At 33.3% G+C, this 11,482-nt stretch carries 13 protein-coding genes; all 13 read left to right on the top strand.

From position 1 onward, the window contains the following. Positions 1 to 292 precede the first annotated feature (292 nt). The 13 genes from HMPREF2586_RS00955 to rsmA all read left to right on the top strand — a co-directional run bounded on the left by HMPREF2586_RS00955 (position 293) and on the right by rsmA (position 11,390). Positions 293 to 1,636 carry an aminotransferase class I/II-fold pyridoxal phosphate-dependent enzyme gene (locus HMPREF2586_RS00955; RefSeq protein WP_070657418.1) on the top strand — a complete coding sequence of 448 codons (1,344 nt, stop codon included), beginning with the start codon at positions 293 to 295 and terminating at the stop codon, positions 1,634 to 1,636. 1 nt (position 1,637) lies between these two features. Continuing rightward, positions 1,638 to 2,255: a dTMP kinase gene (gene tmk, locus HMPREF2586_RS00950; RefSeq protein ID WP_046206572.1), complete on the top strand. Its 618-nt coding sequence runs from the start codon at positions 1,638 to 1,640 to the stop codon at positions 2,253 to 2,255. A gap of 26 nt (positions 2,256 to 2,281) precedes the next feature. Continuing rightward, a complete protein-coding gene (locus HMPREF2586_RS00945; protein ID WP_046206571.1) occupies positions 2,282 to 2,611 on the top strand; it encodes a cyclic-di-AMP receptor in 330 nt (109 codons plus the stop codon). 125 nt (positions 2,612 to 2,736) lie between these two features. After that, the gene (locus HMPREF2586_RS00940; RefSeq protein ID WP_064209943.1) at positions 2,737 to 3,663 is read left to right on the top strand and encodes a DNA polymerase III subunit delta' C-terminal domain-containing protein; all 927 of its coding nucleotides are present in this window, start codon (positions 2,737 to 2,739) and stop codon (positions 3,661 to 3,663) included. 2 nt (positions 3,664 to 3,665) lie between these two features. After that, positions 3,666 to 4,469, top strand: coding sequence for a PSP1 domain-containing protein (locus HMPREF2586_RS00935; RefSeq protein WP_070812589.1), 804 nt, complete (start codon positions 3,666 to 3,668; stop codon positions 4,467 to 4,469). 15 nt (positions 4,470 to 4,484) lie between these two features. Continuing rightward, the gene (gene yabA, locus HMPREF2586_RS00930; protein WP_046206568.1) at positions 4,485 to 4,826 is read left to right on the top strand and encodes a DNA replication initiation control protein YabA; all 342 of its coding nucleotides are present in this window, start codon (positions 4,485 to 4,487) and stop codon (positions 4,824 to 4,826) included. A gap of 109 nt (positions 4,827 to 4,935) precedes the next feature. Continuing rightward, entirely contained in the window at positions 4,936 to 5,661 is a 726-nt protein-coding gene (locus tag HMPREF2586_RS00925; protein ID WP_046206567.1) for a tRNA1(Val) (adenine(37)-N6)-methyltransferase, read from the top strand. After that, positions 5,654 to 5,902, top strand: coding sequence for a GIY-YIG nuclease family protein (locus HMPREF2586_RS00920; RefSeq protein WP_070657420.1), 249 nt, complete (start codon positions 5,654 to 5,656; stop codon positions 5,900 to 5,902). The genes HMPREF2586_RS00925 and HMPREF2586_RS00920 overlap by 8 nt, the downstream gene beginning before the upstream one ends. Positions 5,903 to 5,906: 4 nt before the next feature. Next, on the top strand, positions 5,907 to 6,740 hold the full coding sequence (rsmI, locus tag HMPREF2586_RS00915; protein WP_070657422.1) for a 16S rRNA (cytidine(1402)-2'-O)-methyltransferase: 834 nt from the start codon (positions 5,907 to 5,909) through the stop codon (positions 6,738 to 6,740). A 302-nt stretch (positions 6,741 to 7,042) separates the two neighbouring features. Next, complete coding sequence (metG, locus tag HMPREF2586_RS00910) at positions 7,043 to 9,016, top strand: methionine--tRNA ligase (protein ID WP_046206564.1); 1,974 nt, start codon at positions 7,043 to 7,045, stop codon at positions 9,014 to 9,016. Positions 9,017 to 9,041: 25 nt separating this feature from the next. Further along, positions 9,042 to 9,815, top strand: coding sequence for a TatD family hydrolase (locus HMPREF2586_RS00905; protein ID WP_046206563.1), 774 nt, complete (start codon positions 9,042 to 9,044; stop codon positions 9,813 to 9,815). Between the two features lie 132 nt (positions 9,816 to 9,947). Beyond that, the gene (rnmV, locus tag HMPREF2586_RS00900; RefSeq protein ID WP_046206562.1) at positions 9,948 to 10,499 is read left to right on the top strand and encodes a ribonuclease M5; all 552 of its coding nucleotides are present in this window, start codon (positions 9,948 to 9,950) and stop codon (positions 10,497 to 10,499) included. A 6-nt stretch (positions 10,500 to 10,505) separates the two neighbouring features. Further along, positions 10,506 to 11,390, top strand: a complete 885-nt coding sequence (rsmA, locus tag HMPREF2586_RS00895; RefSeq protein ID WP_169926878.1) for a 16S rRNA (adenine(1518)-N(6)/adenine(1519)-N(6))-dimethyltransferase RsmA — start codon at positions 10,506 to 10,508, stop codon at positions 11,388 to 11,390. Positions 11,391 to 11,482 lie beyond the last annotated feature (92 nt).

Raw genomic sequence — 11,482 nt, 5'->3', positions numbered from 1 at the left:
AAATTAAAATTAAGAAGTGTGACTTTACAGGCAATCAAGACCCGAAAGGGTCTTTTTTGCATAAAAAGAATTTTAACAGAATGAGTTAAGTTCATGTATCAATATCATTAATTCATAAAGGCGTGATACTTTAAAACTATGGTTTTTAAGTGCACGCATTTTTTTATATTATTATGTTAAAATGTAGAAGATTACAACGTTATACTGTTTTATAAGGTAATGTTAATTTTATTATTTATATAGTGGAATTGTAATGAAACAAGAAATATTGAATTGAAAAGCGAGGATAAGCATGAGCAAATCGTTGTTACATAAATTGAAAGGACTATTAGCTGAAGAACCTATTTCATTACATGTACCTGGACATAAAAATATGACTATTGGGTACTTGAATCAATTGGATTTTAAAATGGATATGACAGAAATTACAGGACTTGATGACTTACATTCTCCTGAGTCAGTAATAGCTGAAAGCATGAAGAATGTTGACAAACACCCTGATTATGATGCTTATTATTTAGTGAATGGTACTACTTCAGGAATATTGTCAGTGATTCAAGCGTTTTCTTCAAAAAATGGTGAATATGCGATAGCGCGCAATGTACATAAGTCTGTATTTCATGCATTAGATTTAATAAAGGCAAAGGCACAATTATTAAAAATGGATGTCAGTGACGCTACGAATCAATATCTAGGACCTGACAAAACGTCATTATATGATCAAGTAAAAGATAGTAAACTAGCAGTGTTTACTTACCCTAATTATTATGGTGAATGTTTTGATATAAAAACTGTTACAGAACTTTTAAAAACTTTGAAAATACCAATGCTAATCGATGAAGCACATGGTGCACATTTAGGATTTGAACATTTTCCAGAAACGGCATTGAACATGGGCGCGGATTATGTTGTGCAGTCATATCATAAAACACTGCCATCACTAACGATGAGTTCAGTGATATTTATTCATAAAAATGCACCTTGTCGAGAAGCAGTCATAAGATATTTATCCTATTTTCAATCTTCTAGTCCATCATATTTATTAATGAGTAGCCTAGAACTGGCACAAAAATTTTATGACGATTATCATAGCGAAAACTTTTTTCAAAAGAGAGAACAATTGGTTCAACAATTGGAAAACAAAGGGTTCGAAATTGTGAAGGTTGATGACCCACTAAAACTAAATGTAAGATGCAGAGGGTATCATGGTTACGAATTACAATCATACTTTGAAGCACACCATATTTATGTTGAATTGGCTGATGACTTTCAAGTGTTAATGGTGTTGCCGTTGTGGCATGAAGGTGATCAATTCCCATTTGATGAATTACTATCAAGGATTGAAAAGGTTCAATTAGTAGAAAGACAGGACGATATAAATGTCAGCGTACCGTATAGAACGGGGAGTAGTATGTATTATGGTGGCGAAATACATAATGTGCGGAAAATAGACATTAAATACGCAGAAAATAAAATATTAGCTAATCACATTGTGCCGTATCCTCCTGGTATTCCAATAATGTTTAAAGGAGAAAAAATCACAGAAGATATGGTAAAATTAATGAATTATTGGTGTGAACAGCAACAAAGAGTAGAAGGAATAAAAAATTTTAAAATAGAAATTAAGGATGAATAAGATGTCAGCTTTTATAACTTTTGAGGGGCCAGAAGGTTCTGGAAAAACAACTGTAATACAACAAGTTGCAGAAAAACTCAAACATGAGTATAATATCGTACTTACAAGAGAGCCAGGAGGCGTGAAGACAGGAGAGCAAATAAGAGAAGTATTGTTAGAGGGAGAAGATATGGATGACCGTACTGAAGCATTATTATTTGCTGCATCAAGACGGGAACACCTCGTAGGTAAAGTTATTCCAGCATTAGATAATGATCATATTGTTCTATGTGATCGTTATATTGATAGTTCATTAGCATATCAAGGGTATGCAAGGGGTATAGGTATAGAAGAAGTTAAATCTATTAATGAATTTGCTATTAATGGATTATATCCAGACTTAACAATCTATCTAGATGTTAGTGTCGAAGTTGGTAGAGAGCGAATACTAAAAAATCAAAGAAATCAAAATCGATTAGATCAAGAAGATGTAAAATTTCATGAAAAAGTAGTTGAAGGTTATAAAAAGATTATTCATAATGAGTCTGAGCGCTTTATTGTAATTAATGCGGATCAAAGTATAGATAAAGTAGTGAATGCTACGTATGAATCTATCACCAATTATTTAGAAAAATTATGATATAATATTCAAAAGAGGTGTTTAGTATGAAAATGATTATAGCAATCGTACAAGATCAGGATAGTCAGGAACTTTCAGACAAACTTGTTAAGCATAATTTTAGAGCGACAAAACTTGCAACAACAGGTGGATTTTTAAGAGCGGGCAATACAACTTTCTTATCAGGTGTAGAAGATAATCGTGTCGATGAAATGCTACAGGTTATTAATGATACTTGTGGAAATAGAGAACAACTTGTATCGCCGATTACCCCGATGGGTGGAAGTGCTGATTCATATATACCTTATCCAGTTGAAGTGGAAGTTGGCGGAGCAACGGTATTTGTTATGCCAGTAGAAGCTTTCCATCAATTCTAAAAACATGGTTGCTGTATATGGTAACTTTTCGACTTACATGTTGCTATTTGATTAGTTAATGCTAAATGTAATTCGTAAAGGCACTATGTATTAGCAGCCTTTTTATATAAAGGAGCAACATTAACATGGATGAACTAGAAAGACTGACAAAAGCATATCAATCTAATAAATTATCGCATGCATATTTATTTGAAGGTGACGATGGACAGACAATGCAACAAGTTGCGATTGATTTTTCTAAAATGATTTTATGTGGTGGAGAGGATCAATGTCAGTTAAAAGTAGAAACATTTAATCATCCAGATTTTATGTATGTGTCTTCTGAGGAAACAACAATTAAAAAAGATCAAATAGAGCAATTAGTGCATCATATGAATCAATTACCTATTGAAGGAAATTATAAAGTCTATATTATAGAATCCTTTGAAAAATTAACCATTCAAGGTGAAAATAGTATACTAAAATTTCTTGAAGAGCCTCCAGATAATACCATTGCCATTTTATTAACTACAAAACCAGAGCAAATTTTAGATACGATACACTCAAGATGCCAACATGTTTATTTTAAACCAATTAATAAATTGAATTTTATAGATAGATTAGTTGAGCGAGAAATCACTCGACCTGTTGCGGAATTGTTAAGTGCCTATACAACACAGATAGAGACTGCAGTTGCGTTAAACGAAGACTCAGATTTAATGGCTTTGCGCAAAAGTATCATCAAATGGTGTCAGTTAATATTAAAAAACCGTTCAATGGCATTAATAGCAGTTGTCGATTTATTAAAACAAGCTAAAAACAGACGTTTACAGTTATTGTCGTTGGCAGCAGTTAACAGTTTCTTTGAAGATATTATGCATGCTAAAGTAGGATTAGAAGAAGCAATGATATTCCAAGATTTACAGGTTGAAATTAAACAATACGCACAAGATTTATCATATAATCAGATTGTTTTAATGTTTGATCAGTTAACAGAAGCACATAAAAAATTAAATCAAAATGTAAATCCAACATTAGTATTTGAACAAATCGTCATAAAAGGGGTGAAATAATTATGCAAAATGTAGTAGGCATACACTTTCAACACTCAGGCAAAATGGAATATTATGCACCGCAAAATTTTGACTTAGGCTTGGGCGACTGGGTTGTCGTCGAATCAAAGCGAGGATTAGAAGTTGGACGAGTGAAGTATGAACCATTAAATGTAGCTGATGAAGATGTAGCGTTGCCATTAAAACAGATTGTTCGTAAGGCTACTGAAAAAGATATTATGCAATATGAACAAAATGAATATGATGCTAAAGATGCTTTGAATTTGTGCAAAGATATCATTCAACAACAGGATTTAGATATGCGCCTAGTGAATTGTGAATTTACTTTAGATAAATCGAAAGTTATTTTTAATTTCACATCAGATGAGCGTGTAGATTTTAGAAAGTTAGTGAAGGTTTTAGCTCAAAAGCTGAGAACAAGAATAGAATTAAGACAAATTGGCGTTAGAGATGAAGCGAAATTATTAGGGGGCATTGGACCTTGTGGTCGCTCGTTATGTTGCTCTACTTTTTTAGGGGATTTTGAACCAGTTTCGATAAAGATGGCTAAAGATCAGAATTTATCGCTAAATTCTTCAAAGATTTCTGGTGCTTGTGGCCGTCTTATGTGCTGTTTAAAATATGAAAATGATTATTATGAAGAAGCGAGAGCTCAGTTACCAGATGTTGGAGATGTCATTGAAACACCAGAAGGTAATGGTAAAGTTGTGGGCTTGAATATTTTAGATATCTCTATGCAAGTTAAAGTAGAGGGTCTTGAGCAACCATTAGAATATAAAATGGAAGAATTAGAAACATTAAAGTAGGAGGCCGTGACAACATTGAATCGAAGCGACATATTTGAAAATCTAGCTCATTTAGAGGAAAACATTAATCAAATTAATCGTGACATGTTAAATTTAAAAAATCTTACAGTAGAATTAATTGAAGAAAATGTCGCCTTACAAATCGAAAATGAGAATTTAAAAACATTAATAGATAAAGAAGAAAAAACTAAGAAAATAGAAAACGGTAAAAAAGATCAACCTAAACGCCCATTACGTAGCAAAGATAATTTAGCAATGTTATATAAAGAAGGTTTTCATATATGCAACGGAGAGCTATTTGGTAAACATAGAAAAGGCGACGACTGTTTGTTTTGTCTTGAAGTACTAAGTGAATAGTATCAATGTTTTTCATACAAATAAAAAATATGGAGTTGAGGATGAGAAAAGCGATAGGCTTCATTAGCGAAGCATCGTAGGCTCATCCTCTTTTTTGGAGGTTACAAAAATGTTATTGCAAAATGAAAGGTATGATTTTTTACTAAAAGAGAAATTAGAAATTATACAAAATGATGATGTCTTTTCATTTTCAACGGATGCTTTGTTACTCGCACATTTTACAAAAATAAAGAAAAAGGACGTTATTATGGATTTATGTTCCGGTAATGGCGTTATTCCTTTACTGTTATCTCATAAAGGTAATCAGTTTATTGAAGGTATCGAAATACAAGAACAATTAGTGCACATGGCGAAAAGAAGTATTGTTCATAATCATCTAACCGATAGAATTCATATGTATCATATGGATTTGAAGCAAGCACATCATACGTTTAAACCAGCACAGTATAGTCTTGTTACATGCAATCCGCCTTATTTTAAAGTCAATCAACAATTTCAACATCAAAAAGATGCACATAAAATAGCTAGACATGAGATAATGTGTACATTGGATGATTGTTGTTTTGAAGCACGACACTTATTGAAAGAAGGCGGAAGATTTTTAATTGTGCATCGTGCTGACCGTCTTATGGATGTCTTAAGCAGTATGAGACATTATCGCATAGAACCTAAAAAGCTTTATTTTATTTATAGTAAGCCGGGTAAAGTAGCACAAACAATTGTAGTTGAAGGACGAAAAGGTGGTAACCAAGGGTTAGACATACAGCAACCATTCTATATTTATAATGAAGATGGAACATATTCAGAAGAAATGAGAGAAATCTATTATGGATAAGCATTATATATATATCGTTAGATGTAAAGATGGAAGTTTATATACAGGTTATGCAAAAGATATAAAACAAAGAATAGCAAAACATAATAGCGGTCAAGGTGCTAAATATACTAAAATAAGACGGCCGGTAGAGTTAGTTTATCAAGAAATGTTTAATACTAAATCAGAAGCTTTGAAGCGGGAATATGAAATCAAAACATTGACCAGAGAGAAAAAATTACAGTTGATAAGTGAGGGGTAGAAGTATGGCGACATTGTATTTAGTAGGCACACCGATTGGAAATTTAGCTGATATTACATATAGAGCAGTTGATATATTACGTACAGTAGACTTGATTGCATGTGAAGATACACGAGTGACAAAAAAGCTTTGTGCACATTATGATATACATGCACCGTTGAAATCCTATCACGACCATAATAAAGCGCAGCAGACAGAATATTTAATCCAACAATTACAGGAAGGGATTGATATTGCGTTAGTGTCAGATGCTGGCCTACCTTTGATAAGTGATCCTGGATACGAACTTGTTGTAGCTGCAAGAAATAATGGAATCAGAGTTGAGACTGTACCGGGACCAAATGCTGGCTTGACTGCATTAATGGCAAGTGGATTACCTTCATTTACATACACATTTCTTGGATTTTTACCAAGGAAAGAAAAGGCAAAATATGATTTGTTAGACCAACGCATGTTTCAAGATAGTACATTGATTATTTATGAATCACCGCACCGTGTTAAAGATACATTAAAGGCAATTTATAAAATAGATGCGCAACGAAATGTGTCAATAGGTAGAGAATTAACAAAAAAATTCGAAGAAATTATCACGGACAAAGTTGAAAAATTACTAATGAAACTAGATGAAGGCGACATACTTACAAAAGGTGAATTTGTCATCATCATTGAAGGGGACATTGCAGTAGAAGATACGTCTTGGTTTGAAGATATGTCGATACATGAACACGTTGAGCACTACATTAATAAAAATATGAAACCTAAAGCAGCGATTAAACAAGTTGCTGAAGAAAGACAAATGAAGACAAGTGAAGTATATGATATATATCACAATGTATAAAATTAGGCTAACAAATTTCAGCGTTAAAAAGAAAATAGAAGAATAGATTTTTTGAAATTTTATCAATAAAATCAAGTGAAAAATTCCCATAACAAGCTTGATTTATGGTAATGTAGATAAGATAGAGATTATTTATCGTGTTGTAAAATGAGTGGAAATAGACGAGGGACAAATACTTAATTTTATACTACATCAAACGTATTAAAATGATTAATAAATATAAAATGAACACTTATCTGCTTCATTGAAAATAAAAATAAATTTAGATATATTTAAAGTGAGAGAAACGAGGAGGAACATTGATGGCGAAAGAAACATTTTATATCACTACACCTATATATTATCCGAGTGGGAATTTACATATCGGTCATGCATATACAACTACAGCTGGTGATGTCATCGCACGTTATAAAAGAATGCAAGGCTATGATGTTCGATATTTAACAGGAACGGATGAACATGGTCAAAAAATACAAGAAAAAGCGCAAAAAGCAGGGAAATCAGAATTGGATTATTTAGATGAAATGATTTCAGGCATCAAAGCGTTATGGAAAAAATTAGAGATATCCAATGATGACTTTATTCGTACAACAGAAGCACGTCACAAAGAAGTTGTACAACAAATATTTGAACGCTTATTGGCGCAAGGTGACATATATCTTGGTGAATACGAGGGTTGGTATTCTGTACCGGATGAAACGTATTATACTGAAACACAACTTGTTGATCCTGTATATGAGAACGGTGCAATTGTCGGAGGTAAAAGCCCTGATTCTGGACACGAAGTAGAATTGGTAAAAGAAGAAAGCTATTTCTTTAATTTATCTAAATATACTGATCGCTTACTAGAATTTTATGATGAAAATCCTGATTTTATTCAACCACCATCTCGTAAAAATGAGATGATTAATAATTTCATCAAACCAGGATTAGAAGATTTAGCAGTATCTCGTACATCGTTCGATTGGGGAATCCATGTTCAATCGAATCCGAAACATGTGGTTTATGTATGGATTGATGCACTAGTAAACTATATTTCATCACTTGGCTACTTATCAGATGATGATAGCTTGTTTAAAAAATATTGGCCTGCAGACATTCATATTATGGCGAAAGAAATTGTTAGATTCCATTCTATCATTTGGCCGATTTTATTGATGGCTTTAGACATTCCATTACCTAAAAAGGTCTTTGCTCATGGATGGATTTTAATGAAAGATGGCAAGATGAGTAAATCAAAAGGAAACGTAGTAGATCCTAATGTGTTGATTGATCGTTATGGCTTAGATGCAACACGCTATTATTTAATGCGTGAGTTACCATTTGGTTCTGATGGTGTATTTACGCCAGAAGGATTCGTAGAACGCACAAATTATGATTTGGCGAATGATTTAGGTAACCTAGTTAACCGTACCATTTCAATGGTTAATAAATACTTTAATGGCGAACTACCAGCTTATGAAGGTCCTAAGCACGAACTCGATGAAGAAATGGAACAATTGGCGCTTGATACTGTGAAAACATTCCATGAAAATATGGATAATTTGCAATTCTCAGTAGCGCTTTCAACAATATGGAAATTTATAAGTAGAACGAATAAATATATTGATGAAACTACGCCTTGGATTCTAGCGAAAGATGAGAACCAGAAAGAAATGCTCGGCAATGTTATGGCTCATTTAGTAGAAAATATTCGTATCATTGCAGTGTTATTAAGACCATTCTTAACAAATGCACCAAGACAAATTTTTGAACAGCTAAATATCAATTCACCTGAATTATATGAATTTAGCAGTATTAAACAATATGGTGCATTAACCGAGCCAATTATGGTAAGTAGTAAGCCACAACCTATTTTCCCACGCTTAGAAAGTGATGCTGAAATAGAATATATTAAGCAATCTATGCAACCAGATAAGGTGGAAGAAGCGAAAGCAGAAGTACCTAGTAAATCACAAATTGATATCAAAGATTTTGATAAAGTAGAAATCAAAGCAGCAACGATTATTGATGCAGAGAATGTAAAAAAATCTGACAAATTATTAAAAATCCAAGTTGATTTAGATAATGAACAACGTCAAATTGTTTCAGGTATTGCCAAGTTCTATCAACCCGAAGATATTATCGGCAAAAAAGTTGCGGTAGTTACCAACTTGAAGCCAGCTAAATTAATGGGACGAAAATCAGAAGGTATGATTTTATCTGCTGAAAAAGATGGTGTACTTACACTGGTAAGTCTTCCGAATGCAATTCCAAATGGTGCAGTAATTAAGTAATCATAGATAAAGGGAGCGATTTAATATGCTAATCGATACACATGTTCATTTAAATGCAGAACAATACGATGAAGATTTAGAAGCGGTTATTGAGCGTGCAAGAGATAATGGCGTAGATCGTATGTTTGTAGTAGGCTTTGATACACCAACCGTTGAACGTACGATGGAGTTAATAGATCAATATGACTTTATATACGGTATTATTGGATGGCACCCTGTAGATGCTATTGATTGCACAGAAGAAAGATTGGCATGGATAGAAAAGTTGGCAGCACATCCTAAAGTTATTGGAATTGGTGAAACTGGCTTAGATTATCATTGGGATAAGTCTCCAAAAGATGTCCAACAAGCCCTTTTTAGAAAGCAAATTGCACTAGCTAAGCGTGTGAATCTACCAATTATTATTCATAATAGAGAGGCGACACAAGACTGTGTGGATATTTTAAAAGAAGAGCATGCAGAAGAAATCGGCGGTATTATGCATAGTTTTAGTGCTTCTCCTGAGATTGCTGACGATGTCATTAATAAATTGAATTTCTATGTATCATTAGGAGGCCCTGTTACATTTAAAAATGCAAAACAGCCTAAAGAAGTTGCTAAACATGTACCATTCGATAGATTATTAGTTGAAACAGATGCACCGTTCCTATCGCCACATCCTTATAGAGGGAAGCGAAATGAACCAGCACGTGTAACTTTAGTAGCTGAGCAAATTGCTGAGTTACGTGAAGTTAGCTATGAAGACGTTTGTCGTCAAACGACTGAGAACGCTGAACGTTTGTTTAAATTAAAAGCATAAAGATATTATTTTAAAGGTATCGGTCTGAAATATGGCTTAGTTGGTCTAGTGAATACTAAGAGTAACCATAATTTATGCCGATACCTTTTTAGTTTTTCTAAAATGAAGTAAAAACGAAAGGTGTCACAATAAATGAAGATAAATGAATTTATTGTAGTAGAGGGCAGAGATGATACAGAGCGGGTCAAAAGCGCTGTGGATTGCGACACAATTGAAACAAATGGAAGTGCAATTGACGAAAAAACTTTAAATGTGATTGCACAAGCATATGAAACTCGAGGTGTCATTGTTCTAACAGACCCTGATTTCCCAGGTGATAAAATTCGTAATACGATAAAAAAATATATTCCAGGGGTTAAACACGCTTATATTGATCGAGAAAAAGCTAAAAGTAAACGTGGTAAAATAGGTGTCGAACATGCGAAAATTGAAGACATAAAAGAAGCTTTGATTTATGTAAGCACACCATTCGAAGAGGGTCATGAAAGTATCAGTAAGGAAGTTCTGATTGATCTTGGATTAATAATTGGTAAAGACGCGCGTAGAAAAAGAGAAATTTTAGGAAGAAAACTTCATATCGGTCATTCTAACGGCAAACAACTACTTAACAAGTTAAATGCTTTTGGTTATACAGAAGAAGATGTTAGAAATGCCTTGAAAGATAATAAAGGAAGTGAAAAATAATTGGATATGAAAGATATTGCCACACCATCGCGAACAAAGGCACTTTTAAATCATTATGGTTTTAGTTTCAAAAAAAGTTTAGGACAAAACTTTTTAATCGATGTCAACATTATTCATAATATTATTGATGCCAGTCACATAGATGAACGAACAGGTGTTATTGAAGTAGGACCGGGCATGGGATCATTGACAGAACAATTAGCTAAAAGTGCAAAAAAAGTGATTGCATTTGAAATTGATCAACGCTTAATACCAGTATTGAATGAAACAATGGCACCATATAACAATGTTACAGTAATCAATGAAGATATATTGAAAGCGGATATTGCGCATTATGTGACACATGAACTAGCAGATTGTGACCAAATTTTAGTTGTTGCTAACTTACCATATTATATAACTACACCTATTTTATTAAACTTAATGCAACAAAAATTACCGATTGATGGTTATGTGGTTATGATGCAAAAAGAAGTTGGTGAGCGATTAAACGCCGAAGTAGGCACGAAAGCTTATGGCTCCCTTTCTATAGTCGCACAGTTTTATACAGAAACGAGCAAAGTGCTGACTGTGCCCAAAACGGTATTTTTACCACCACCAAACGTAGATTCAATCGTTGTGAAATTAATGAAACGTGATCAACCACTTGTCGATGTAGACGATGAAGATAAGTTTTTCAAAATGTCAAAAGCCGCATTCGGACAAAGAAGAAAAACCATTAACAATAATTATCAAAGTTTGTTTGTGGATGGAAAAGCAAATAAAGAAATCATTGTGAATTGGTTGGAAGCCAGTGGCATTAACCCTAAAAGACGGGGAGAAACACTTTCTATAAAAGAATTTGCAAAATTATATAATGAATTGAAAAATTTCCCAGAATTAGCATTTTAAATGATTGACAACTGCGTTTCACCTTGCTAAAATTGATGTTTATTTGACAAAATCGCGCTAAATGTGTTATTATACAACTTGTAGCGAGGTGG

Origin of the sequence: Staphylococcus sp. HMSC034G07 (genome assembly GCF_001835975.1) — a bacterium.
Taxonomy (GTDB): domain Bacteria; phylum Bacillota; class Bacilli; order Staphylococcales; family Staphylococcaceae; genus Staphylococcus; species Staphylococcus ureilyticus.
This window is presented reverse-complemented; position numbering and strand designations above follow the sequence as displayed.